The sequence below is a fragment of the Yoonia sp. SWMV100 genome (assembly GCF_056108365.1).
The window spans coordinates 484,372-509,902 of the sequence record NZ_JBWBAQ010000004.1; the positions used below are offsets into that span (position 1 = coordinate 484,372).

The 25,531-nt window shown below is 56.9% G+C and carries 22 protein-coding genes; 11 read left to right on the plus strand and 11 right to left on the minus strand.

Features of this window, described 5'->3' with window-relative positions; all coding sequences use genetic code 11:
* The first annotated feature begins 49 nt into the window (after positions 1-49).
* Entirely contained in the window at positions 50-958 is a 909-nt protein-coding gene (gene pcaQ, locus ACXJGX_RS11475) for a pca operon transcription factor PcaQ (protein WP_474781721.1), read from the plus strand.
* A gap of 2 nt (positions 959-960) precedes the next feature.
* Here pcaQ and ACXJGX_RS11480 read toward each other — a convergent pair whose 3' ends face one another.
* Genes ACXJGX_RS11480 through ACXJGX_RS11495 form a run of 4 tightly spaced genes read right to left on the minus strand, consistent with a single transcriptional unit; the run spans position 961 to position 5,882 of the window.
* Complete coding sequence (locus tag ACXJGX_RS11480) at positions 961-2,238, minus strand: flavin-dependent oxidoreductase (RefSeq protein WP_474781723.1); 1,278 nt, start codon at positions 2,236-2,238, stop codon at positions 961-963.
* Positions 2,239-2,258: 20 nt separating this feature from the next.
* Complete coding sequence (locus ACXJGX_RS11485) at positions 2,259-3,785, minus strand: acyl-CoA dehydrogenase family protein (RefSeq protein ID WP_474781725.1); 1,527 nt, start codon at positions 3,783-3,785, stop codon at positions 2,259-2,261.
* The gene (locus ACXJGX_RS11490) at positions 3,782-4,960 is read right to left on the minus strand and encodes a cytochrome P450 (RefSeq protein ID WP_474781727.1); all 1,179 of its coding nucleotides are present in this window, start codon (positions 4,958-4,960) and stop codon (positions 3,782-3,784) included. Before ACXJGX_RS11490 ends, ACXJGX_RS11485 begins: the two co-directional genes overlap by 4 nt.
* A 34-nt stretch (positions 4,961-4,994) precedes the next feature.
* Positions 4,995-5,882, minus strand: coding sequence for an amidohydrolase family protein (locus tag ACXJGX_RS11495; protein ID WP_474781729.1), 888 nt, complete (start codon positions 5,880-5,882; stop codon positions 4,995-4,997).
* A gap of 99 nt (positions 5,883-5,981) precedes the next feature.
* Between ACXJGX_RS11495 and ACXJGX_RS11500 the strand changes: the two genes are divergently transcribed.
* The 4 genes from ACXJGX_RS11500 (at position 5,982) to ACXJGX_RS11515 (ending at position 9,811) form a co-directional block, all read left to right on the plus strand.
* Positions 5,982-6,764 carry a crotonase/enoyl-CoA hydratase family protein gene (locus ACXJGX_RS11500; protein WP_474781731.1) on the plus strand — a complete coding sequence of 261 codons (783 nt, stop codon included), beginning with the start codon at positions 5,982-5,984 and terminating at the stop codon, positions 6,762-6,764.
* Between the two features lie 73 nt (positions 6,765-6,837).
* Positions 6,838-7,887, plus strand: a complete 1,050-nt coding sequence (locus tag ACXJGX_RS11505; protein WP_474781733.1) for a TRAP transporter substrate-binding protein — start codon at positions 6,838-6,840, stop codon at positions 7,885-7,887.
* A 65-nt stretch (positions 7,888-7,952) separates the two neighbouring features.
* Positions 7,953-8,483 (plus strand): TRAP transporter small permease, encoded by a 531-nt coding sequence (locus ACXJGX_RS11510; RefSeq protein WP_474781735.1) that lies wholly within the window; start codon positions 7,953-7,955, stop codon positions 8,481-8,483.
* Positions 8,480-9,811 carry a TRAP transporter large permease gene (locus ACXJGX_RS11515; RefSeq protein ID WP_474781737.1) on the plus strand — a complete coding sequence of 444 codons (1,332 nt, stop codon included), beginning with the start codon at positions 8,480-8,482 and terminating at the stop codon, positions 9,809-9,811. The genes ACXJGX_RS11510 and ACXJGX_RS11515 overlap by 4 nt, the downstream gene beginning before the upstream one ends.
* Positions 9,812-9,817: 6 nt before the next feature.
* Here the strand turns inward: ACXJGX_RS11515 and ACXJGX_RS11520 are convergent, their stop codons facing one another.
* From ACXJGX_RS11520 to ACXJGX_RS11530, 3 genes are read right to left on the minus strand one after another with little or no spacing between them, the layout of a single operon-like run.
* On the minus strand, positions 9,818-11,596 hold the full coding sequence (locus ACXJGX_RS11520) for a feruloyl-CoA synthase (RefSeq protein WP_474781739.1): 1,779 nt from the start codon (positions 11,594-11,596) through the stop codon (positions 9,818-9,820).
* An 18-nt stretch (positions 11,597-11,614) separates the two neighbouring features.
* Positions 11,615-12,382, minus strand: a complete 768-nt coding sequence (locus tag ACXJGX_RS11525; protein WP_474781741.1) for an SDR family NAD(P)-dependent oxidoreductase — start codon at positions 12,380-12,382, stop codon at positions 11,615-11,617.
* Position 12,383: 1 nt separating this feature from the next.
* Positions 12,384-12,863 carry a MarR family winged helix-turn-helix transcriptional regulator gene (locus tag ACXJGX_RS11530; protein ID WP_474781743.1) on the minus strand — a complete coding sequence of 160 codons (480 nt, stop codon included), beginning with the start codon at positions 12,861-12,863 and terminating at the stop codon, positions 12,384-12,386.
* An 81-nt stretch (positions 12,864-12,944) separates the two neighbouring features.
* On the opposite strand from ACXJGX_RS11530, the gene ACXJGX_RS11535 reads away from it, so the two are divergent.
* The 4 genes from ACXJGX_RS11535 to ACXJGX_RS11550 all read left to right on the plus strand — a co-directional run bounded on the left by ACXJGX_RS11535 (position 12,945) and on the right by ACXJGX_RS11550 (position 17,998).
* Entirely contained in the window at positions 12,945-13,409 is a 465-nt protein-coding gene (locus ACXJGX_RS11535) for a DUF3237 domain-containing protein (RefSeq protein ID WP_474781745.1), read from the plus strand.
* A gap of 306 nt (positions 13,410-13,715) precedes the next feature.
* Positions 13,716-14,423: an ABC transporter ATP-binding protein gene (locus ACXJGX_RS11540; RefSeq protein ID WP_474781747.1), complete on the plus strand. Its 708-nt coding sequence runs from the start codon at positions 13,716-13,718 to the stop codon at positions 14,421-14,423.
* The gene (locus tag ACXJGX_RS11545; protein WP_474781749.1) at positions 14,423-16,786 is read left to right on the plus strand and encodes an ABC transporter permease; all 2,364 of its coding nucleotides are present in this window, start codon (positions 14,423-14,425) and stop codon (positions 16,784-16,786) included. Before ACXJGX_RS11540 ends, ACXJGX_RS11545 begins: the two co-directional genes overlap by 1 nt.
* Before the next feature lie 3 nt (positions 16,787-16,789).
* Positions 16,790-17,998: an efflux RND transporter periplasmic adaptor subunit gene (locus ACXJGX_RS11550; protein WP_474781750.1), complete on the plus strand. Its 1,209-nt coding sequence runs from the start codon at positions 16,790-16,792 to the stop codon at positions 17,996-17,998.
* On the opposite strand, the gene ACXJGX_RS11555 is transcribed toward ACXJGX_RS11550, so the two are convergent.
* Together ACXJGX_RS11555 and ACXJGX_RS11560 are read right to left on the minus strand one after the other, a co-directional pair.
* Entirely contained in the window at positions 17,995-18,846 is an 852-nt protein-coding gene (locus ACXJGX_RS11555) for a universal stress protein (RefSeq protein ID WP_474781752.1), read from the minus strand. The two genes, ACXJGX_RS11550 and ACXJGX_RS11555, sit on opposite strands and share 4 nt — an antisense overlap.
* 174 nt (positions 18,847-19,020) lie before the next feature.
* On the minus strand, positions 19,021-19,689 hold the full coding sequence (locus tag ACXJGX_RS11560; RefSeq protein WP_474781754.1) for a helix-turn-helix domain-containing protein: 669 nt from the start codon (positions 19,687-19,689) through the stop codon (positions 19,021-19,023).
* A gap of 165 nt (positions 19,690-19,854) precedes the next feature.
* Between ACXJGX_RS11560 and ACXJGX_RS11565 the strand changes: the two genes are divergently transcribed.
* Positions 19,855-20,625, plus strand: a complete 771-nt coding sequence (locus ACXJGX_RS11565) for a response regulator (protein WP_474781756.1) — start codon at positions 19,855-19,857, stop codon at positions 20,623-20,625.
* Here ACXJGX_RS11565 and ACXJGX_RS11570 read toward each other — a convergent pair.
* Positions 20,577-22,109, minus strand: a complete 1,533-nt coding sequence (locus ACXJGX_RS11570) for a PAS domain S-box protein (protein ID WP_474781758.1) — start codon at positions 22,107-22,109, stop codon at positions 20,577-20,579. The two genes, ACXJGX_RS11565 and ACXJGX_RS11570, sit on opposite strands and share 49 nt — an antisense overlap.
* 218 nt (positions 22,110-22,327) lie before the next feature.
* Positions 22,328-24,901: a cation-translocating P-type ATPase gene (locus ACXJGX_RS11575; protein WP_474781760.1), complete on the minus strand. Its 2,574-nt coding sequence runs from the start codon at positions 24,899-24,901 to the stop codon at positions 22,328-22,330.
* Positions 24,902-25,008: 107 nt separating this feature from the next.
* Here ACXJGX_RS11575 and ACXJGX_RS11580 point away from each other — a divergent pair, with 107 nt between their 5' ends.
* Positions 25,009-25,371 carry a hypothetical protein gene (locus ACXJGX_RS11580; protein ID WP_474781762.1) on the plus strand — a complete coding sequence of 121 codons (363 nt, stop codon included), beginning with the start codon at positions 25,009-25,011 and terminating at the stop codon, positions 25,369-25,371.
* The last annotated feature ends 160 nt before the right edge of the window (positions 25,372-25,531 follow it).

Below are 25,531 nucleotides of genomic sequence, written 5' to 3' on the forward strand. Positions count from 1 at the left end.
GAAGAAAATGAAGTATTTGCCGATTATAGTTGCTGTTTTAGGAAACTAAATGGACCGACGCATCAAATTCCGCCACCTTGGTGCGTTCAGCGCGATTGCCCGCGCCAAAAGTCTTAAGCGTGCCGCAGAGCAACTAAATCTGACCCAGCCCGCAATTTCAAAGACGCTCAAAGAACTCGAGGACATCATCGGTGTCGTTTTACTGGAGCGCAGCCGCGCAGGGGTTCAACTGACGACAGAGGGTGAAATTTTCCTGCAGTACGCCGAACAAAGCACCACAGCATTGCGCCACGGGCTGCGCAGTGTCCGGGCTATCGGGGCGTCTGCGGGCACGCTCAGAGTAGGCGCATTGCCAAGCGTTGCATCACACCTGTTGCCGCAATCGGTCACGGACTTCCAAAGCCACAGCCCCGATACCTTGGTTGAAATCCACGAGGGGCCTCATCTTGATCTGACGACACGGTTGCGCAATGGCGGGCTTGATCTTGTGGTTGGGCGTTTGGGCCGACCTGAAACGATGACCGGGTTAGAGTTTTTGCAGCTTTATACCGAACGGGTCGTTGTCGTGGCGCGCCCTGACAGCCCGGCAGCCAAGGTGCGTCTTCTGACAGAAATCGACGCATTCCGGGTGCTTTATCCCCCCAAGGATTCCGCGATCCGGTCCTTGGTCGCGCGCCTGCTCATTTCCCAGGGTGTACCGCTTTTCAAAACCCGCATTGAATCGGCGTCATCCGCTTTTGGTCGGACGGCCACACTGGCAGATTTACAGACCGTCTGGTTTATCAGCCACGGTGTCGTTGCCAATGATCTGGCCGAGGGGCGTCTGGTGGCGCTTGATGTTGATACCACAGCGACCGTCGGGGCCATCGGCGTCATGTCGCGGTCCGAAGAGGTGCGTTCTGTCGCGGCGCGGGCTTTTATCAGCGCGTTGTTGCGGTCAGTGCCGAAAGATAGCTGATCCTAGCCGACCTTTGCACCAAATGGCAGCGTCGGCGGCGCGGCGTTCAATTTATCAATCGCAAAACCCGCCGCAGATTTATAGGCGGACATGAATGCCGTACGCTCTGCCGGGGGGATGACCGTATCGATGTCATCGAAAACACCGCCACAACGGTCATCCAGAAGATTCAAAAGACCAAACGGCCCCGCACCACGGTTTCGCAAAATGAGTTCGGAAACCGGCCCGCACAATTGGGCGTCATAGGCTGACAGCGCCGCAGGGGTAATGCCATGTTCAAGAAGTTGCGCGCCAATCACGCGTGCATCGACGATGGCCTGACTGGCACCGTTTGACCCTGTCGGATACATCGCGTGCGCAGCATCCCCCATCAATGCAACCGCGCCATCGACCCATGTCGGAACGGGATCCCTGTCAATCATCGGGTTCTCGTAGGCGCAATCTGTTTGGGCAAGCATCTGCGGTACGTCCAGCCAGTCATAACGGAATTGATCAAAGTGATGGATGAAATCCTTGACTGCGACAGGGCGGAACCAGCCTTGTTCTTGCCAGCCATCCGAATTGTCGCGCGTGACTTCTGCGATCCAGTTGATCATCGCATAGCCGTCCGCGTCAGGGGCGGAAATCGGATATATAACCATGCGGTGTTGATGTGTTCCTAGACCAACAAAAGATGATCCTGTGCGCATCGGTTTGGCGCGCACGGTGCCGCGCCACATGACGGCGCCGCCCCAATGGATGGGGGGCTGGCCCGGGTGCATCTGGGCACGTACTGCAGAATGGATGCCATCGGCCCCGATCAACAGTTTCGCCGTACGTTGTGACACGTCACCATTCCCGTCCGCTAAAGCGGCGGTCACCGTGCCACCGCTTTGCGTATAGCCGGTGACGCGGGTGCCCAGTAGAACGCAGTCGTCACCCAGCGTTGCGACGACTTTGTTATAAAGCATCATATGGAACGCGCCACGATGTGCCGCATATTGTGGCCAGTTGTATCCGGCTTCGATACCACGGGCTTCGGCGTAGACTTCTTTGCCGTTCAGCCCGACAAGCGCCCATTCGCGCGCGGCCACACCAACCTGATCAAGGTCGGCTGTCGTAAACCCAAGGTCAAACAGTTCGCGCACAGCATTTGGTTGAATATTAATGCCAACCCCCAACGGCCGCATTTCTGGTGAAGATTCGATCACAAGGCATGACACCCCGATTTGGTGCAAAGTCAGCGCCAAAGCGAGCCCGCCAATGCCGCCGCCAGAGATGATGACGTCTGGGTTAGTCATATGGGTGGTGTCCTTTGATTTTAAATAACAGCCTGCGCAAGGTGGCGCAGCGTGTCCGGTGTCGGGTGGCGATCCGCGACGGCGTGAATACGGACCCACACGGCTGCAAAAAACAGGTCTGCCGTTTCATGTGCGAAAGCATGCGCCAATGGCAGCGGGTCGGGAATTTCGGTCATCTTGCGGCACCGTGTCTGCCATTCGGACAAACGCCCTAGCACCGTTTTTGATCCGTCAGCAAGCTGTGTAATCAAATCCGCAAACGCACCTGCGCCGCCATCTGACCGCAGACCGCGGGTTGCAATGCTGCGCGCGTGGATGCCGTTTGCGCCTTCGTATATGGCGCAGATGCGGGCGTCCCGCCAGATTTGTTCCATGCCATATTCGCGCAGATAGCCGTAGCCACCAAGGATCTGGATACCAAGATCGGCGGCCTTTATGCCTGCCTCGGACCCGAAAATTTTGCAAAGCGGGGTCAGGAATTCACACAGTTCCGGACTATCGCCACGCTCTAACGCAACCAGCGTTATATGGCACATCGCGCGTGCGCCAAAGGCCAGCCGCTGCTGGTCATCCAGCATACGCTTGACGTCGGCGTGGTCGTGCAACAGGGCAGGGGTTTTGTTGGGGTGCCGTCCTTGCGCACGCTCGGCTGCATAGGTGCTGGCAATATGTGCGGCACGCGCGGCATGCGCCACACCTTGCAGTGCGACATCAAGGCGGGCGTGGTTCATCAGCGTGAACATTGCGCGCAGACCGTTGCCTTTGGCGCCAATCAGATCGGCAGTCGCGCCGTCAAAAAGCATCTGGCAGGTGGGCGACGCGTGCAGCCCCATCTTGTCTTCCAGCCGGGTCACTGTCACAGCGGATTGGGCCGGGCAAAGAAAAAGCGACAGCCCGTCAAGACCGGATTTTGACTCATCTGTGCGCGCAAGGACGAGATGTAAAATCTCGGCGGACATGTCCTGATCGCCACCCGAGATAAAGGTTTTTTCGCCTGCGATGCGCCATCCGTCGGGACCGTGCACTGCCTTGCACCGGATCGCAGACAGGTCGGACCCGGCTTGCGGTTCTGTGATGCACATCGTGGAAAGGGCTGTGCCATTCGCAAGTTTCGGGATCCATTCAGATTGCTGGGCCTCACTGCCAAACGTCAGCAGGGTCGCAATGGCGCCCGGCACCAGATTGCATACCATTTGCATGGCATGGTTGGCCCCTGAAAACACTTCGGATACTGCCGCGGCAAGAAGCGCAGATGCCTCCATCCCGCCAAAGCGTTCGGGTGCGACAAGCCCTTGCCATCCATCAGTGGCCATCTGCGCATAGGCGGCGGCGAACCCATCCGGCATGCGGACGCGTCCCTTGATCAGCTGCGCATGCTGGATATCGCCAATGCTGTTCAAAGGGGCGATCACGCCTTCGGCAAACCGCGCAAAATGACCAAGAATATCCTCTGCCAGTGCGCTGTCCCATCCTTCAATCGCGCCAGCGTCAGCAACGTGGTTCAAAGAAAAAAGGATATCTTCGGTCGGGGCGCGAAATTCTGTCATTTCAAAAGAACCGGGATTTGAACCGCCCCGCGAAATCCAAAGCCGCGCCAGATCACGGCATCGGTGTCGGGAATTTCCATATTGGGAAAACGGTCAAACAGGATGGGCAGCATGACTTTGCCGACCGCGCGCCGGGCAACATGCGTGCCCTGACAAAAGTGTGGACCATTGCCAAACGACTGGTGTGGGTTCTTGTCCCGATAGACCTGAAACATTTCCCCGTTTTCAAACAGATCCTCGTCACGGTTTGCACTGGCCTGAATGGTCATCACAGTGTCACCCTTGGGGATAAGGAAACCGCGAATTTCGGTATCTTCGGTCACCAGTCGCGAAGAGGCGGAAATGGGGGCAACCCAGCGCACGCCTTCTTCAAACGCCTTGTCCCAGTCGGCGTTGCGTTTCACCTCTTCCAATTGGTCGGGGTTGGTCAGCAACCCATAGATGATGGTGTTCAAGGCATCGCGTGGTTCGTTGATACCACCGCCAATCGCAATTTTGATGTTCGCATAGATTTGTGACATCGCGATGGGGTCATCGGCGTTCAGCATGGCAGAGAATGCGGAACTGTTCGGCTGTGCCCGGTGACGGGCCTGAATGCGGTCCAGTAGCGCGTCGATGGCATCGTTGGCACGATCTGAACGGGCGAAAGGCGCGTCTTGCCAGCCAAAGTTACCCGCGCCTTCGATCAGCGCTTGTGACCATTCTAGCATTTCTGCGTCACTTGCTTCTTCCATGCCCAGCAAGATCGCCAGCCCTCGGGCGGCATAGGCACCGGACAAAAGCGCAAACAGGTCAACCACTTCGCCGCGCGGCAGGCGACTGACGTAGTCATGCGCGATCTTTTCGTATTGTGGCATCCAGTCGTTCTGGATCGCTTTGGCGCTAAAGGCCGGGGCCATAGCCATACGTTCGCGACGGTGTTCGTCACCGTCCTTGCGCATCAGCGTATGCGCACGAAATGCCCGCTGCATTGGCGTATTTGGATCGTCCGAGCTAAAGATATCCGGGTTGTCCTTGACGTATTTTGTATCCACCGCTTTGGTTAAAAATGTCCGACCCGCTGATTTCACGCGTAAAACCGGCGTTTCGGCCCGTAAGCGGCGGTAAATGGGGAACGGATCGACATTCAGCTGGTCGAGCGTGATTTCGTCGTTAAGTGGTGCAAGGTCTGCCATGGTATCCCCCCAATGTCCGCAAGCAAATTCTACGTTATTGTGCTTCGCCCAATATCCGCAGCGCATTTTCCTTTAAAATCAACGGCCGCACGTCGTCTTTAAACGGGGCATTTTCAAAGTCGGCCAACCAGCGGTCGGGTGTGATCGCGGGCCAGTCAGAGCCAAACAGCATCTTCTTCTTCAAGATTGAATTCGCGTAGCGGATAAATGTCTCGGGAAAGTATTTTGGCGACCAACCGGACATATCGTAATATACGTTGGGCTTGTGTTGCGCCACAGCAAGCCCCTCTTCGGTCCACGGGAATGACGGATGTGCAAGGACGATCGGCATATCCGGAAAATCGACGGCCACATCGTCCAGATGCATGGGGTTGGAATATTTCAGGCGCATTCCCATACCGCCGCGCATCCCCGACCCAACGCCCGTTTGGCCTGTGTGGAACAGTGTAATCACGCCTTCTTCGGCGCAAGCTTCAAGCACAGTATAGGCCGTTTCGCGGTCATTCGGGAAAAAGCCCTGCATCGTCGGGTGGAACTTGAAACCGCGCACACCAAAATCGCGCACAAGACGACGGACCTCGCGGGCGCCAGCCTTGCCTTTGTGTGGATCAACCGAAGCAAACGGAATCAGAATGTCGTCATTTTCGGCGCAAATGCTGGCGACTTCTTCGTTTGAATAGCGCCGGAAACCTGTTTCACGCTCGGCATCAACGGGAAAAATCACCGCTGCAATGTTGCGTTCACGATAATAGTCTGCGGTGTCCTGCACTGTTGGCAGCATACCTTGTGCCCCGGCCGGGTTTTTAAAGTACGCAGCCATGCCTGCTTGAAATTCATTGTATCCGTCATCGCGATGGCCGCAGCAGGGTTCCTCTGCGTGCGTATGGAAGTCAATGGCTCTGACTTTGTTGAAATCGACCACACTGTCCTCCGGCGATTGTGTCCTGCGTAAAAAATGGTATACAGTAAAACTGTTAATCTATACAACAGTTTTGAAGAATGACGTCGCTTGGAGATTTTGATGCCAGCATTGCATGTGGATAACGCCGTGACGCGTGTTGAAATTGATGGGGACATCGCAACCATCACATTCAACCGTCCGGACAAGCGCAATGCGATGAACGATGCGCTGGTTGATGCGCTGGACGCGTTTTTTTCCAGCCCACCCAAGGGCGTGAATGCTGTTATTTTGCGAGGCGAGGGGGGGCATTTTTGTTCCGGTCTTGACCTTGCTGAACACGAAAGCCGGCAACCGATCGAAGGCGTTTATCATTCGCGCAATTGGCACCGTGTGTCTGAATTGATTGAATTCGGCGGCCTGCCTGTGATTTCCGTTCTGACGGGCGCGGTCATCGGTGGCGGCCTTGAAATCGCGACATCGACGCATGTTCGTATCGCAGAACCGTCGGTGCGGTTCCAGTTGCCCGAAGGCCGGCGTGGTATCTTTGTTGGCGGCGGCGCTACGGTGCGTGTCGGGCGTATCTTGGGTGCTGATCGGATGCGCGAAATGATGTTGACGGGCCGTAACTATGGTGCCGAAGACGGGCTGGCCTTTGGGCTTGCCCACTACTCAGTCGGTGAGGGCGAGGGGATGGCGCTCGCGCAGAAATTGGCGCGCCGTATCGCGGACAACGCGCCGTTTTCCAATTATCTGATGATCAACGCTTTGTCGCGCATTGGCGACATGTCGCGAAGTGACGGGATGTTTACCGAAAGTCTGGCGGCAGCGATGTCCCAAACTTCTGACGGTGCAAAGGAAGGTTTGCGGGCTTTCCTTGAAAAAAGGGAGCCGAAGTTTCGGTGACAAAATAATAAATTGACGCGGGTGATTAAACTGGCGTCGAATGTGGAATGAGTAATCTTTGGGAGGAGAGATCATGAAAAGAAGAAGCTTTCTGAAAACAACCGCTGCAGGTGCTTTACTGGCCGGTTTCGGGCCAAGCACAGCGTTTGCACAAGACGTGTCGCTGCGGTTCCATCAGTTTTTGGCGCCTGTCGCACCGCTGCCGGCCCATGCCTTTAAGCCATGGGGTGACCGCATTGAGGCGGCATCAGGTGGACGTCTTAAAATTCAGCATTTTGACTCGATGACACTGGGCGGGCGCCCGCCCGAGCTGCTGGATCAGGCGCGTGATGGTGTCGTGGATATTTCAATGTCGGTGGTTGGATATACCCCCGGCCGGTTCCCGCGCACCGAGGTGTTTGAACTGCCGTTCATGATGAAGGACCCTATCGCGACATCGCTGGCATTTCAGCAAATGATCGAAGAAGACTTTCAAGACAGTGAATATGCTGACTTTAAAGTGCTTGCAGGTTGGGTGCATGGCCCCGGTGTGATCCATTCCGAGGATCCGATTGAAAAGCTGGAGGATATGGCAGGAAAGACCTTGCGCGGTCCAACGCGTATCATCAACGACCTGCTGTCCGAATTGGGTGCGGAACCCGTTGGAATGCCGCTACCTGCGATCCCCGAGGCGCTATCCAAAGGCGTGATCAACGGCACAGTTATCCCATGGGAGGTCACGCCATCGATCCGGTTAGCTGAACTTGTGTCAAACCATACGGAATTTGGCGGCGAAGAGGCGCTGTATACCGCGACAATTATCATGGTGATGAACAAATCTGCTTATGCCGCGCTTCCAGATGATCTGCGTGCCATTCTGGACGCGGAAAGCGGTGCCGCAATGGCGCAAGCCTTTAGTCAGGTGATGGTCGATTATGATACGCCTGGTCGCCAAATCGCGGTTGATGCGGGCAGCAACTTGATCACTCTGGAAGAGGCAGAAGTGGCGCGCTGGAAAGCGGCTGCAGAGCCGGTGATTGATCGCTGGGTCGCAGAGATGGAGGCAAAAGGCATTGATGGTCGTGCCCTGATTGAACGCGCCAAAGCGCTGATCGACGAAAAGACCAAAATGCTGCAAGGGTAATACCCAATTGGGGGCGCCAGGATTGTCGCCCCCTTCACCTTTTCTTTAACAGATATGGGGTCGGCATGTATCCGGCATTTTCACGATTGGCCGACGGCATGGCCCGGTTAATGGCGCTTGCGGGCGGGCTGTTACTTTTGGCTATTGTCGCACTGACATGTGTGTCGATTATCGGGCGGGCGCTATATTCAGCAGGGATATGCTGTGGCCCGATCCGCGGCATCTATGATTACACAGAGATCGGGATTGGCGCGGCGATCTTTGCGTTTTTGCCGTGGTGTCAGATCCGGTCCGGGCACGCCGCGGTCGACCTGTTCAAACCGGCAATGCCGAACCTGATGAACCGCATAATCAACATCGTCGTTGATTGTGGAATGCTGGTCGTCGCCTTTTTGATCGCGCACCGCTTGTGGTTGGGAATGCTGGACAAAAAAGGTTACAACGAGACAACTCTGATTGCCCAGGTACCGGTGTGGATCGGGTATGCGGCGTGCCTTGTCGGTGCTGTTTGCTTTGTCGTGGTTGCGGGGTTCTGCGTCGTTCGGTCCGTGCGACAGCTGTTGTGGCACGACCCCGAATTGGAGACGCAGTTATGACCGACCTTGTGCTGGCCCTGTGGTCATTTCCCGTGCTGCTTATTCTCGTTTTTTTGCGCATTCCGATTGCGCTGTCGATGATGGTGGTGGGTTTTGGCGGGTCATACCTTGTCTATGGGACGGCGCTGCCCGTGCTAAATTCACTGAAGAATGTCACATATGGCACATTCTCGAATTATTCATTCTCCATTATCCCGTTGTTTTTGCTGATGGGGCAGTTCGCGACCCTGTCGGGCATGTCTGCGGCGCTGTTTCGCGCGGCAGAAAGCTTTTTGGGACACCGGCGTGGTGGTGTGGCGATGTCTGCTATCGGGGCCTGTGCCGGATTTGGGGCAATCTGCGGAAGCTCGTTGGCGACGGCGGCAACCATGGGGCAGGTCGCCCTGCCGGAATTGCGCCGCTACGGCTATCCGGGGTCACTTGCGACCGGGGCGTTGGCTGCGGGCGGGACGCTGGGCATCTTGATACCACCATCCGTCATCTTGGTGATCTATGCGATCTTGGCCGAGCAGAATATTGAAAAGCTGTTCGTGGCGGCATTGATACCCGGTATTCTTGCCGCACTTGGGTACATCATCGCCATATCCGTCTGGGTACGGCTGTCGCCCAATGCGGCGATGGTCAAGGACCGTGTGGCATGGCCCGAGCGTTTGGTCGCTTTGGGCAAGGTCTGGCCTGTGCTGACGATCTTTATCGTTGTTGTCGGTGGCATTTACGTGGGTGTCTTCACCCCCACGGAAGCTGCGGCAGTAGGCGCCGCAGGGACATTCCTGATCAGCGTGGCCTCTGGGCAGATGTCTTGGGCGCGCCTAAAACAGGCCATTTATGCCACGGCAAGCGCTTCTGCGATGATCTATCTGATTATCTTGGGCGCCGGGTTCTATAACAGCTTTCTGGCCCTTAGCCAGCTGCCGCAAACCGCAGCTGCATGGGTTGGCGGTGCAGGGCTGTCTCCGTGGGTGATCCTGACGATTGTGCTGGTTATGTACTTAATCTTCGGTTGTGTCATGGATAGCCTTTCGATGGTGCTTTTGACGGTGCCGATCATCTACCCGATCATGATGGTGCTGGATTTCGGCATGTCCGCACAGGACTTTGGGCTATGGTTTGGTATTCTGGTTTTGATCGTGGTCGAGGTCGGGTTGATCACACCGCCCGTTGGGATGAACCTCTTTATCATCAACAGCATGGCCAAAGACACACCGATCAAAGAAACCTTCAAAGGGGCGTTGCCCTTTGTGCTTACAGATTTGATCCGTGTTGTTGTGCTGACCGCGTTTCCGGCCATCACATTGTGGTTGGTCTGGTTTATCGACAGCCTTGGCTAAGCGACGTTAAACAGTGATGACCTCTGGGTCATCACTGTATAGCTTTGCAATCAGGGCGGCGCGGTTGCTGCGCAGCGCGCGTTGGTTCAACGACCCTTTTTCAGTCATCTCACCACGATCAAAACTAGGCGCTTGATCAAGAACAAGCACCCTGCGCACCCGGCTGGCGGAACCTGTCGCAGCCTTTGCTGCCGCGGCCAATTTCAGCGTAAGAGCCTGCCGCATTTCGCTGGGCGGCATTTGCGCGGCCGCTTCGGACAACACAAGCAGCGCACCCACCTCGGCTTCGTTTTCGCCGGTAATGACGGCGTCGCGGACGATCCCGTCCAGTGCATCCACCAACTTTGCACGCAGCGCGCCCACCGCGACCCAAGTGCCCGTTGTCAGCTTAAAGTTTTCCGCGATGCGGCCGTCAAAAAAGAACCCTTTTGACAGGTCGTCCGGGTCCGCGGGGCGCAGCGCATCACCAAGGCAATAAAACCCTTCGTCGTCAAACGCGTCAGCGGTTTTTGCGGGATCACGGTAATATCCGGGGGTGATGGTCGGACCTTTGAGGCGGGCTTCTAGTTTGCCGTCGTTTGGCACCAATTTGAGCGTCAAACCAATGGCAGGCACACCCACATTGCCAGATTTTTCCTGTGGTTGCGTACAAGCGAGCGCAAACGGGGCCGTCTCGGTCGCGCCCAGACCTGTCGCAAGCAGAACCTCTTGGCCGGTTGCTGCCCGTCCTGCGGCCCGCAGGCGGTCCCACGTGCGCTGTGACATGCCCGCGCCCGCGTAGAACATCATGCCAAGGTTGCCAAAGAAGTTCGCGGCCAGAGCCGGATCTTGTTCCAGCGCGTCGACGAGCATGTCATAGCCAACAGGGACGTTGAAATACCACGTGCAGGATATCTCGCGTAAATTGCGCAGGGTTTCTTCGAACTTGCCCGGCGTCGGGCGCCCGTCATCAATGTAGTAGCTCCCGCCGTTGGTCATCACGAGGTAGAACACCTTATTCCCGCCTGCGGTGTGATTCCACGGCGCCCAATTCAAAACGACGGGCGGCGATTTTGTCAGGAACCTGTAGCAATCCCGGACCAGCGCCTGCATCGCGCAGATCATCTGGTTGGTATTGATCACGGCCTTGGGTGAACCCGTCGACCCGGATGTGAACAGGTATTTGACGACCATGTCCGGGCGAAGCGCGGCACGCGCGGGATCGGCCAATATGGGGTCCGCCTGAAGCAACGTATCAAATGCGACAGCGTTCTTTGTGGGATTTGCCAACGTGATCACGGCCATGCCGGGGGTATCGACGGCGTCAATCGCCGCACCAAAAGCAACACCATCGTCGGCATAAATTGCGCCGGGGGTCAGCAATGCGACAATATCTTTGAGCTTGCCGTGATCTTGGGACACCAGTGAATAGGCCGGTGAAACGGGCGCGTAAGGAATACCGACATAGGCGCAGGCCATTCCCAACAAAGCATGCTCGAGGCTGTTTTCAGACAAAATCAGCAGCGGGCGGTCGGGGCCAAGACCCATCGCCAACAAGGCCGCCCCAATCGCTTTCGCTTGATCGCGGCCTTGGGCGTAGCTGATACGACGCCAATCGCCGCCCTGCACACGCCGTGCGATCCACGTTGTGTCTGGCGTTACATCTGCCCAATGATCGAGGTAGTCGGCCAGCACGGGGCGAAAGCTGCCCAACGCGCCTGTCTGACGCATCAAGATGGTGCCGTCATCGCGATGCTCATAGTCAAATACGGGCGTCCAGAAATCACTTTGGGATGCTTTGGTCATTTCAGTCTTTCTGATGTCTTAGCGCGGAGCCATGCGGATTGCGCCGTCCAGTCGGATGACTTCGCCGTTCAGCATCGCGTTACGCGTTATGTGATCGACCATTTCGCCGTATTCAGCGGGGTCTCCCAGCCGGGACGGAAAAGGAACCTGGGCCCCCAAGGATTCCTGCACGTCAGGCGGCAGTTCGTGCAGCAACGGCGTGAGGAAAAGACCGGGCGCGATGGTGCAGACGCGGATGCCCTTATCGGCCAAATCCCGTGCCATTGGCAGTGTCATTGCCGCGATGCCACCTTTGCTCGCGGCATAGGCAAGCTGGCCGATTTGACCATCGAATGCGGCGACAGAGGCGGTATTCACAATCACACCGCGCGCGCCGTCAGCGTCCACGGGGTGTGCTGCGACCATGCGTGCGGCGACTTGACTGGCGCAGTTGAAGCTACCCATTAAATTGACGCGGATCACTTTTTCGAACAGGGCAGGGTCATGGGCCAGACCGCGCGACACTGTCTTTGATGCGCCGCCAATTCCGGCACAGTTCACCAGAACGCGTGTGGTGCCATGCGCCGTTTCGGCGGCTGCAATCCCATTGGCAACTGATGTCGGGTCCGACACGTCAACCTGCGCAAACGCGCCGCCAAGGCCGTCGGCAATTGTGCGACCCGTATCTGCGTTCAGATCAAAGATCGTCACCTTCATGCCGCTCGCCGCTAGTTTTGCGGCGGTCGCGGCACCCAAGCCCGATGCCCCTCCCGTGACAATCGCGCCAAATCCCTCCCAGTTTTGCATATTAGCTCTCTCTGTCGTTCAGCCGTATTTTATTCAGTAACATCATAAGCGTCTGCTTTTCCGCAGACGAAAAGTTCGCCAGCAGTTTGTCTTCGTGTGCATGCACAGCCGCGAGCGTCGATTGGTAGGCTGCAATCCCTGCAGGGGTCGGAACCAGCGCCTGGACACGCCGATCGTCTGGCACTGTTGTCCGCGCGAGGTAGGCTTTTGATTCCAGCTCATCGACGATCGCAACCAGTCCGGATCGTTCGATCCCCAGCATCCGCGCAAGCTCGCTTTGGCTAATGTTGGGAAAAGTGACCACGATTGAAAGCGCTGAGAACGGGCGTGGCCCCAGACCCCCTTCGCCTAATGCGGCGCGGAAATCCCGCTGAACAGCGACATATGCGCGCTTGAGGTTGTAGCCGACCAGACTTTCAAGGTCTGACGCCGCGCCCGATAATTCAAAGTCAGTCGGTCTTGTTTGTGTGGTGCGTGACATGAAATTTATCCTAAGCTCTCGACTTGGGTACAGTATATTGTTAAGTTGGTAAACAATTATGATGCAAGAGGCAGCGACGAAATGAATCTTCCTACGCCAAAGCTAGACCATGTCGCTGACCTGACAGTGCAGCTTGGCCCGATCCGGGTGATGGGGCAGGGGCGTGCTGGGGTCCGCCGGATCATTCCAATTATAGGCGGGGATGTGTCCGGGCCAAAATTGCGCGGCAAAATCCTGAATTTGGGGGCGGACTGGCAAACGGTTTTTAGCGATGGTTTGGCAGAGCTTGACACGCGCTATGCGTTTGAAACGGACGACGGCGCGACAATTGAAATCATCAACTTTGGATACCGGCACGGCCCCGACGCGGTGATTGCGGCGATTGCGCGCGGTGATGATGTTTCGCCAGACAGCTACTACATGCGCACGCATGCCCGGCTTGAAACGGGTGATCGCCGCTACGAATGGGTCAACCGTCATTTGTTCATCGGCGTCGGCGCGCGCAAAGAACAATCGGTTCTCATGCGTCTCTACGCTATTTTATAGTTCGCAAAGGCACAGCCATGGTGTGTGCGGGCCATTCGGAAGGTTGTGCAATCTGTCCGCGCGTTCGTGGCCCTAACCTGCGCGACCCAAGGGTCCAGCAATCCCTAAACTCTGTGCGTCGGCAATGATCCCGTACAGCAGATTATGTTGTGTCCGCTGATCGATATGCGTTCGGCATCCCGGTGCGATTGCGCAGACAGATGACCCTGCAATCCGCGGCGGCGATTGATCTTGGTCAATGTCGGGTTGGCGGCATTATGCCACCTTCGGCCCTGCAATTGTGATCAAACCCAAAGGCCGCACACCGTGCCAGAAACCGTCTTTCGCACCGAAAATGTCACGAAGGTCTATCAGACCGGCGACGTTAAGGTATACGCGCTCGCGGGTGTCGATCTAGAGTTGTTTGCAGGTGAAATGACCGTGCTTCTTGGTCCGTCGGGCAGTGGTAAATCGACGTTGCTGAATATTCTGGGGGGGCTTGATCACGTATCATCTGGGCGCGTCTGGTTTCGCGACCAAGAGCTGACCAATATGCCCGACCGTGGCCTGACACTTTATCGGCGCGATCACGTGGGTTTTGTGTTCCAGTTCTATAATCTGGTGCCCAGCCTGACCGCCCGCGAAAACGTGCAACTGGTCACGGATGTGTCCCATGATCCGATGCCCGCGGAAGAGGCGCTTGCACTGGTAGACCTGGCCGACCGCATGGACCACTTTCCATCCGAAATGTCAGGCGGCGAACAACAACGCGTTGCGATTGCCCGTGCCATCGCCAAGCGCCCCGAGATTCTTTTGTGTGACGAACCCACAGGTGCGCTGGACAGCAGCACCGGCATACAGGTGTTGCAGGTGCTCAAGGATATCAACGAACGCTTTGGCACCACGACTGTCATCATCACCCACAACGCCGAAATTCAACGCATGGCGCACCGCGTCATCCAGTTTCAGGATGGCAAGATTAGCAGTGTGTCTACGAATGCCGAACGCCTTGCACCCGCCGAAATCGTCTGGTGATGCACGCGCTGGATCGAAAATTGCTGCGCGACTTTGCGCGACTTTGGAAGCAGGCGTTGGCAATCGCGTTGGTTCTGGCGTGTGGCGTGGCGATCTTGCTGACCGCATTGGGGATGTATGATTCCCTTACGGATACCCGCGAGACCTATTATGAACGCAACCGATTTGCCGATGTCTTTAGTGCGGTGCAACGGGCACCGGATCGTCTGGCGATGGAACTGGCCGCGATTGACGGCGTGTGGGCCGTGGAAACGCGCACTGTTGGCCATGCCGTACTTGATATCCCCACAAGCAAAGTCAGCGTCACAGGACAAATCCTGTCACTGCCTGTCGACGGTTTACCGCGTCTCAATGTGCCGATCCTGAACGCAGGCCGGCTGCCCGATCCCGCCTCGACAGACGAGGTCATGGTAAACACCAATTTTGCGGACGCGAATGATTTCCAACTGGGTGATGTATTCTATGCCAACCTTAATGGTCAAAAACGCGGCCTGACGATCACAGGCACGGCGCAATCGCCCGAGTTCATCTATACAATCGGCCCGGGCGCGCTGATGCCTGATAACGCCACATTTGGCATTTTGTGGATGCCGAAGCCGGCGGTTGACGCGGCCTTTGATATGACCGGTGCATTCAATGATGTCTCGTTTAAGTTAAGCCCGGGCACGCAAGAGGCCGCGGTAATCGACGCGGTGGACCAGTTGCTGGGCCCCTACGGATCGCAGGGGGCATACGGGCGGGACTTGCAAATCTCGGATGCGTTCATTGATTCTGAAATCAAGCAACAGCGCAATATGGCATCGGTGCTGCCCCCCATATTCTTTGGCATTTCGGCATTTCTGGTAAGTATGGTGATGGGGCGGATCATCGCGCTGGAACGCAGCCAGATCGGGCTGCTGAAGGCCGTCGGATATTCCGATCTCGAGATATCTTTGCACTATCTGATGCTGGCTGGTTTGATTGCGGTTGTCGGGATTGGTGTCGGCTGGGGCGCGGGGTCGTGGTTGGCAAAATATATGGCCGGTGAATACGCGCGGTATTTTGATTTCCCGTTTCTGATTATGCGCACATCACCATGGGTTTATGCGGCCTCTGCCATTGCCGCGCTTCTGGCGACGACGCTGGGGGCGGCGCACACCGCGATTTCGGCTGCCCGTCTTGCGCCCGCAATCGCGATGCAGCCCCCGTCGCCGCCGCAATTCAAGCGCAGCTTTGTTGATCGCGCGATGGCGTCGATGCGGTTATCCCAGCCGACGATCATGATCCTGCGCGCCGTGATCAGATGGCCGATGCGCAGCGGATTGACGCTCTTGGGGATTGCGTTGGCGGTCGCGACAATCGTGTCGCCATCGTTTTTTCCGCCATCATTGGACAAAATCATCGATAGCGCGTTTTACGAAACCAACCGTCAGGATGCCATGCTGGTACTTTCGCGTGACATGCCATTAAGCGTGTTGGAAACGGCGGCCGACCTTCCTGCAATCCTTCAGGCCGAAGGCCAGCAGTTCCACGCTGTTATATTGCGGCACGCAAACAGCGAAAAGCGCACGTCGATCCAGGCCAGCCAGCCCCAGACGGACCTGAGCCGCGTGATGAACAGCAGCGGCAATCGGGTCGCGGTGCCGCCGGGGGGCGTTGTCCTGACTGACCGGCTTGCCGCGCATCTGGGCGTCGCGATCGGGGATACCATCGAAGCCAAGTTTCTAGGCGGTCGGCAAGAATCACACCCGCTTGTTGTGACGAATACGATTGCGCAATACTTTGGCATCGGGGCCTATATGGACCTTGATTATGTGAACCAACTGCTGCGCCAGACGCCGCGGATCTCTGTCATCAATGTGTCGCTTGATGATTCAGAAGTGGATCAATTGCATGCCCGGCTGAAGGACATTCCGAACCTTGCCAGCATCGTGATGATGACAGCCACACGTCGATCATTTTCCGAAACCATTTCCGAAAACATAGGCATGATCAACGCGATCTACATCACCATTGCCCTGCTGATAACGATCGGGGTCACCTATAATGGCGCGCGCATCCAGCTGTCAGAACGATCCCGCGAATTGGCCAGCCTGCGCATTCTGGGGTTCACGCGATCCGAGGTGTCATACATTTTGATCGGAGAAACCATGTTGCTGTCTGTGCTGGCACAACCCCTGGGTTGGGTGATCGGGACGTGGATCGCCAGTAGCATGTTTCGCAGCTTTTCCAGCGATCTTTATAACCTGCCGATGGTTCTGGAACCTGCCGTCTACGCAAAGGCCAGCCTTGTCGTGTTACTGGCAAGCTTTTGGTCGGTCATGGTGGTGCGCCGCCGTTTGGATAAACAAAACCTCGTTTCTGTAATGAAAGTAAGGGAGTAGCCGATGACTTGGAAACCTCGCACGATGGGATTGGTGGGCGTTGGCGTCGCGGTCATGGTTGGGCTGGGCTATGTGGTCATGCAGGACGACCCCGTGCCTGTGGATTTGCACATGCTGACGCGCGGTCCACTGGATGTGACCATCAACGCCGATGGCGTCACTCGCATCAAGGATATCTATGATATAGCCAGCCCCATTATCGGCACTGCGTTGCGATCACCCGTTCGTGTGGGCGACCGGGTTGTCGCCGGGGACACTGTGGTCGCTATCGTACGTCCTGCCGCCCCCAGTTTGCTTGACAGCCGCAGCCTGCTGCAAGCCCAGGCGACGGTGCAAGAAGCCAAGGCCGCATTGGATGTCGCAGAATCCGATCTGGCACGTGCGCGCGAAGTAAGGTCACTGGCGCAGTCGCAATACGACCGGACACAAACGCTGGTGGAACGCAACGTATCGTCTCTCACACAGCTTGAAGACGCATTGCAACGGCTTGCCGTGGCCGAAACCGCCGTACAAGCCGCTGAAGCCCGTATTCACATGGCGCAAAGCACGCTTGCCCGTGCGGAAACGATGCTGCAGGCGCCAGACGCCGGATCGTCTGTCGATATAAGCTGTTGCTTGCAAATTACCGCGCCGGCAACGGGCGTTGTTTTAAGCGTTGAAAGCATGAGCGAACATCCGGTTCTGACGGGTGTCCCGCTTTTGCGCATTGGTGATCCCGCTGCGCTGGAGATTGTGGCGGATCTGCTCTCAAGCGATGCCGTGCGCCTGCGACCCGGTGCGCAGGCTGTCGTGGAACGCTGGGGTGGTCCGACAGCCCTTGCGGCGACATTGACCAGTATCGCCCCGGCTGCGAAAACCAAAGTTTCCGCGCTGGGCATCGATGAGCAGCGGCTTGATGCGATATTCGACCTGACATCGCCGGTGACCGAACGGAGCGAACTTGGCGACGGCTTTTCGGTGTTTCTGCGGATCACGGAATGGCGGACCGACGATGCGTTGCAAGTGCCGCTAAGCGCTCTTTTTAAACGCGGTGGGGAATGGGCAGTGTTCACGGCCAACAACGGGATCGCCACCGAGCAGACAATACGCATCGGTCGCCAAAACGGGCAGTTCGCCGAGGTTCTCGAGGGTTTATCCCCCGGAACCTCTATTGTGACCCACCCGAATGACGCCTTGGTGTCGGGTATGGAAATCACCGCGCGCAGCGATTAATGCGCCAGTAAAACGGCCATTTCGGTCTGTTTGATCATCGATTCCGTGGTGCCACCAAAGAACCGTTCGTTCCAGCGGTTGCGCCCGTATGCCCCCATCACCACCAAATCGACGGCATGTTCATGCGCCCGTGCCAGAATTGCCTGCGACACAGATTTGCGGCCAGATTGGTATTCTTCGACGGTCACGGCGCAGCCATGATGGCTCAGCCATACGGCAAGGTCGGCACCGGGGTTGTCGCCATCGGCCCACCGGGACGCGTCGGCGTCAAAATTTGCGATGATCACGTCTTTTGCTGTGCGCAACATCGGAAGAGCAGCCCGCACCGCCCGCACCGCGGGAACGCTGCCGTTCCATGCGATCATGACGGTATCCGGGGCAAGAGCCTTGCTGCCCTTTTCGACGTTTAGCATGACCGGACCGGGTGCCTCGAAAAGGAGACCATAGATGATGTTTTTCAGCGCGGCGTCGTTGTCGCGCAGGCTATTTTGCACGATGCAGATGTCTGCAAACAGCGCACGGATCGCGACAAGATCATGCAGCGCGCTCGGCTCCACGCAAATCGTGGCAACCTCGCCAGTCAGGGCCTCTTTGATCAGAAACGCGCGCGCTTCGCTCTGTTTGACCACCAGACGTTTGGCCATTTCGTTGCGTTCGCCCAGCCAGCCTTCGGGGATCACGGGTACGGCATAAGGCGCTGCCGTGATCGAATAAGTCATCAGCGGCACAGGACCGACGATCAACAAACTAAGCCGGCCATTGTGCGCCTGTGCGGCTGCAACAAGCGGGGCTAGGTCTGCGGTGGTTCCGTCGGGGCCTTGCAGGGCAAGAAATGTCGCGTTTTTCATCGTGTGCCTCTTATTGGTTGCAAGCCGACACTAGGGCCAAGCTGCTGCTGCATATTGAGATTGGTCAATTCCAAGCAGCCAACGTGATGCGTGGCGCTGTAAAAACGCCCAAGCGCTGCGACCGACAGTCATCCGCCATCGTGCTTGGGGTTCGTAATGACGCGGTCGCGTGTGCTATTCGCCAGAAGCGAGCGCGCGAAGGGCACCGGGTTTGAGAACGATGATTGTATTCACGTGATCAATCGCGATGATCTGCGCTTTGCGCAACTGGGTGAACGTCCGGCTTACGGTTTCGGTGGTCAGCCCCAGAAAATCCGCGATATCGGACCGCGTCATGGGCAGGGTTACTTGATTGAAGTAACCGATAGGTTCGCCCACACGCGCCGTCAGGACCTGTAAGAAGGATGCAAGTTTTTCGGTCGATGATTTGCGGCCAAGCATCATGAAATGGTCCTGCATCCCGCTGATTTCACGCAAAGCAGCCCGCAAAAGCCGTTGATGCAAGGCAAGATCACCGTTGGGTGCATCCAAATAGATGCGCCGATGAACCACAAGCGTGGTCGGTACAAGCGCGTCGCAGTCAGTATGATACAATCGGTCGCTTGGGAAACCGACGGTGTCACCGGGGAAACCAAAGGCGATGACCTGCCGACGCCCGTCGTCCAGTATCCGGGTCAGCCGCAGAACGCCGCTGGCGACCTCGTAGATCAGGTCTGCGGCGTCACCTTCCAAGAATAAATGCTTGCCCGGCCTGATTGTTATTGTGCGATTTCGGGTGATGCTGGGTGTTTCTGGAATCGGGGTACAGATGTCGTTGTTAATCGGTATCGCGGTCACATACATGGCAGTTCCCTCACTGTTGGTTGAAAGAAAACCTATGCTGGGGTTGTATCAGGGACGTCGGCCACACTGTATCCGGTTGTAATAATTTGTATCAGCCGCCTGCATCGGTTAGAATGTGCTGACTTGGTTTCGATATGGCTACAGAAAGTATGGGGCGGGGTGCGTGTGAAAACCGCTGTTATTCTGGTCGTCGATGACGACCCAAAGATCAGAAATCTGCTGCGGCGTTGCTTCGAAGGCGAAGGAATAACCGTGCGCGAAGCATCTGACAAAGCCTCGGCGCTAGAGGTATTGGCGGCGGGTCGCTGCGATCTGGTAACCCTTGACCTTAACCTTGGTAAAGATGACGGGCTGGATGTCGCAACCGCCATGCGCGCGTTATCGCCCGTGCCCATCATCATGGTGACGGCAAAAGACGATGTGATCGATCGTGTGGTTGGATTGGAAATTGGCGCGGACGATTATATTTCGAAGCCGTTCCATGTCCGCGAGGTTCTCGCACGGGTTAAATCAGTGTTGCGCCGCACCGGCAGGGCATCCGACGCGGATAAATTGGCAGCGACCAGCGTGTGCTTGCAGTTCGATGGGATGGAAGCCAACCCTTCAGAAATGTTATTATATGACCGCGACGGCAACTTGGTTGAAATGACCAGTGGCGAATTCAAGCTGCTAAAGGTCTTTCTTGACCGGCCAAAGCGGGTATTGTCGCGCGAACAACTGATGGATTTAACGGGCGGCTATGGCTATGCGCCATTAGACCGCACCATTGACAACCAGATTGCCCGGCTGCGCAAAAAAATCGAACGCATTCCGGCGTCACCGCGCCTGATCTCGACCATCCGGGGGGTTGGTTATTCGTTCACCTGCGATGTGGAAGGCTGCAATGTTTATCCGGCATCAAACAATGCCGACAGCGCCGCCGCCAGATCGGACTGACGGTAGGGTTTATGCAAGATGCGGTGGTTCGGTCCGTTATGATCGCTATGCGCCAGAATATCTTCGGCGTAGCCCGTTGTTAGCAAGATACGGATATGCGGATAGGTGGCCACGATATGCCGGGCCAATGCCAGACCGTCCAATTCTCCCGGCATCATCAGATCGGTAAAGACTGCATCAATATCAGTTCCTGTCTCGATCAGGTTGGCCGCCGCATCGCCGCTGGCGGCCTCGTGCACATGGTAGCCAAGCGCACGCAGCCGCGCAGTCGTAAGTTGGCGGACCTGTGGATTGTCTTCGACAACGAGCACGGTTTGGCCTGCCGCCGCCTGCCGCGCCGCGCCTTTTGCGGTCGGTTGTTTGGCCGCGGGCATTGCATCAAGCGCGGGAAAATACATCGCGACGGTGGTCCCATGCCCCAGTTCGCTGTAAATGGTGACATGTCCGTTTGATTGACGCACAAAACCGTACACCATCGCCAAACCCAACCCGGTACCTTGTCCAACAGGTTTGGTCGTGAAAAAGGGTTCGAACACGCGTTGTTGAATGTCTTGGCCTATCCCATGGCCCGTGTCGGTCACCGAAATGCGCACATAATTCCCTTGGTCCACGTTCAAGTCTTGCGCGATATAGGTGTCATCAATGCTGATCACCTCTGACCGAATGGTCAGCTTGCCGCCGTCGGGCATCGCATCACGGGCATTCAGCGCAATGTTGATCAATGCCGACTGAAGCTGTGTGGCGTCCGATAAAACCTGTGGCAGGCCTGTGCCCAGTTGGGTGACAATGTCATAATGTGGATCGAAAGTGCGTTCGATCATCCCGATTGCCGCGTTGCAAACTTGGTTGACGTCGATCGCGCTTGTCTGTGTCGCGCCCTTGCGCGCAAAGGTGGTCAATCCCGACGTCATCTTTGCGCCCAGTTCCGCCGCGTCCAGTGCATCGCTGATCATGGCGTGATTTTCATCGCCAGTGACCCGCGCCGAAAGCAGTTCCAAATTCCCGATCACCACCGTCAGGATATTGCTAAAGTCGTGACTGATCCCACTTGTCATCCGGCCAATCGCATCCAGACGGGCAGAGCGCGCCAATGCTTCTTCTGCGGCGGCCCGTGCGGTTCTGTCGTGCAGGATCGCGACAAAATGTGTCGCACCGCCGTATTCTGCTTTGCCGATCGACAGATGCAGTGGAAAGGTTTGACCGTCCTGCCGCAACCCTTCGACGGTGCGCCCGCGCCCGATGATCCGTGCGTGACCGGTCGCAAGGTAGTTTTGCATATAGCTGTCGTGCCGGTCGCTCATCGCTTTGGGCATCAAGATCTTTACGCTTTGCCCGATCATCTGTGCCGTCGTGTAGCCAAAAAGCCGACCTGCCGCTGGATTGGCCCGCGTTATCGTCCCGCGTTCATCGCTCATGAGCACCGCATCGGGAATGGCATCCAAAAGGGCCATCAGCATGACGGCATCCAATTTTTGATCGGTCATTCGGGTTACCTCCTGTTTCGACAGTCGCGTCGATTATTGGGAAAAAATCAACCTTGCAGTGCAATGGGGGCTTCATTTCTTGGGAACGCTGGGGCGTGATCACACCCTGATGTGTGTTGGCCGATACCCCCGCATGCGCCTGTTGCCGTATGTGAATGCCCGGACCGAAAGCAGCAGGCGTCCGTCGACTTTGCGCAAGGCATTTTCCGTGAACGGGTTCAATTGCCGGCGGGTTTGCGTCGGTAGGTGAACATTTTGAAAAGTTCGGGAAGAACGAGAAGTGGCACTGTGAACATCCCGATCATCAGCCACTGCGCCAGTCCAAGCCCCGTGGTCTGGAGCAACGTTTGGAGTGGCGCCCAATAAACAGCGGCCACCTGCGCGCCTAACGTCAATGCAAGTGCGAGCAACAAAAAAGGATTGCTGGTCCACCCGATATGGCTGCACGGCGCACGCAAAGAGCGAAAGGCGAAGACGCTGAATTTTTCGAAGACGACCATTGCAGTAAAGGCCGAAGTGCGGGCCAGCGTTTCATCGACGGGAAGAAGTTGCCAGAATATCCATAGGCTGGACAGCCCGGTGTAGAACCCGAATACCGCGACCAGCATGACACCGGACCACCCGAGTATCGGGGAGTTCACCGCGCGGGGCGGTTGTTCCATCTGGTGTGCTTCGGGTTTTTCAAGCCCCAAGGCCACGGCTGTCAGACCATCAGTGATCAGGTTCATCCACAGGATCTGCGTGGCCAGAAAAATCAATGGCCCGCCGATGATGATATTCACCAACAGGGCGATGACCTCGCCCGCGTTTGATGACAACAGATAGCGCACGAATTTGCGCAGGTTATCGAATTGCCGCCGCCCTTCGCGGATGGCGGTGATAATGGTGGCAAAATTATCGTCAAGCAGCACCAGATCGGCAGCGTCTTTGGCCACGTCGGTCCCACGGATGCCCATCGCGATCCCGACGTCGGCCTGTTCCAACGCGGGCGCATCATTCACCCCGTCGCCCGTCATCGCCACGATTTTTCCTTGGCCTTGCAGCAATGTCACGATGCGCAATTTGTCGGCGGGCTCTGCGCGCGCGACAAGCGTATCACTGTCCAATGCGTCGCTCAGGTCTGCATCCGATAAATCGGCCAGGTTTTCGTGTGTCATGATCGATTGTGGATGCAACCCGATGGCCTGCGCGATGGCATGGGCTGTCGCCGGGCTATCACCCGTGATCATGATAATGCGGGCGCCAGCGGCATGGGCCTGCGCCACAGCGTCGGCGACCTCGGGCCGGGGGGGATCGATAATGCCGACGAGGCCCAGAAATACCAAAGTGTCCTCGCGCAGTGTCGCGTCGGGCGCCGCGCCCGCGGCAAGACCAATCACGCGGTGTCCCCTTGCGGCCATATCGGTATAGGCCGTTTCAATGATGGCATGGGCGGCCTGTGTCATCGGTTCCGGCCCATTCGGACCCATGATGGCCGTCGAAAGATATTGCAGCCGTTCGGGTGCACCTTTGGTGAATATTTTGGGACCGTCCGGCGTGTGTCGCAGGACGCTCATGCGCTTACGGTCACTGGTGAACGGTTGTTCGGCGATGATGGTGTCCGGAGCGGGCAGGTCGGCCCACCCTTTGTAGGCCAGCGTCAGCAATGCCCCTTCGGTCGGGCTGCCGATCATGGTCCATGCACCGGTCTGATGGTGTAAACTCGCGTGGTTGCACCCGGCGCACACCGCGAGTACGGCGGCCAACGCCGGGTCATTGGACGCGCGGCGTTTGCTGCCATTGGTTGCGATATGGCCTGTAGGGTCATAACCCGTCCCCGTCACATTATAGGTTCCGATTGGCGTCCAGATTTCGGTTGCGGACATTTTATTTTCAGTCAGTGTACCGGTCTTGTCGGTGCAAATAACCGAAGCAGCCCCCAGCGTTTCAACGGCCTGCAAATGGCGGGTCAGGGCGTTTTGGCGCACCAGCGCCGCCGCACCTAAAGCGATTGTGATTGTGACAACTGCGGGTAACCCCTCTGGGACGATAGCGACCGCCAGTGAAATGCCTGTCATGAACATCTCGGTGATAGGTCGCCCCCGTAAGACCCCGATCGCGATGATCATGGCCGCGATGATCAAGGCCACAATGCCCAGCTGCTTGGCCAACTGGTTCAGCTGCCGTTGCAAATGCGTCGGACGGTGGGTCACCGCGCCTGTCAACGTTGCGATCTGGCCGAAACGGGTTTGCGCGCCTATGGCTGTCACGCGTCCCATCCCGCGCCCGTCAACGATGTTGGTACCCATAAACAGCCCGGCAGATCCGATGTCCTTGGCAACGGGCATGGATTCACCGGTCAGCGCGCTTTCGTCGGCATAGAGGCCCGTTTGTGCGATGACGTCGGCGTCTGCTGGGACTCTGTCGCCTGCGGCCACGATAATCTGGTCGCCGGGGACAATATCACGCGCAGGAATGACCATTTGCCGCCCGTCGCGCTGGACCGTTGCCTGCGGCGCCAGCATGTCACGCAACGTCTGTAGGGCGGTCTCGGCACGCCATTCTTGGACAAAGCCCAGCACACCGTTCAACAAGATCACGACGCCAATCGCGACGGTATCAACCCGCTCTCCTATTACAAAGGCAAATGCCGCTGCGATGATCAGGATGACAACGAAGATGTTGGTGAACTGGCGCAGCATCATCCGCAGCGGCGACGGCCCGGCAGGTCGCGGCAATTCGTTCCAGCCATACGTTGCACGCAGAGCATTCGCCCTTTGGGTGGTCATACCGTTCGTCACGTCATCATTCATGCCCCCATCATTTCACAAGTCCTGCTGCAAGCTACTTGATAGAAATCAATAACATTTCGCGATTTTCCTTCTAACCAATGATCACGCAACAGTTGGAGGCCGCCGAAATGTCTACGTCAAATATGCAAACCACTGTCAGCACCGATACTGTCGAATTGGCGCAAGCGGTCATGACGCAGGTCGACGACGCAGGTCTTGGGCCGATCCGCTGGATGGGTACTGTGTGGTTGGAAAAACTGGCCGATATGAATGCTGAGCTGGCAAGGTTCGTCGCTGACCGTATCCGCGAAGACGTCAAAGCGCAGCATGACATGCTATATTGTAAATCGACCAAAGACCTTCAGGCCGCGCAGGTTGCGTTCATTGAAACGGCTTATGCGCAATATCGGGCGCAGACCGGTAAGCTGGTCAAAATGGGCCTTGATATGATGCCTGCCTGGAACAGCGAAACCAACGATATTCCGCTTTAGGTTTCACGAGCGGATTTGACGATTGCGTGCGAGCCGAAAAATCTGTTCGTCATGTCAGCCTGTCTTGCACGGGCCTGTTGCGAAACGCCGCAGCACGGAATGCGACTGTCTGACGTGGTCCGGCACCTTATTGCGATTGACCTATGTCAGTCTGTCACCG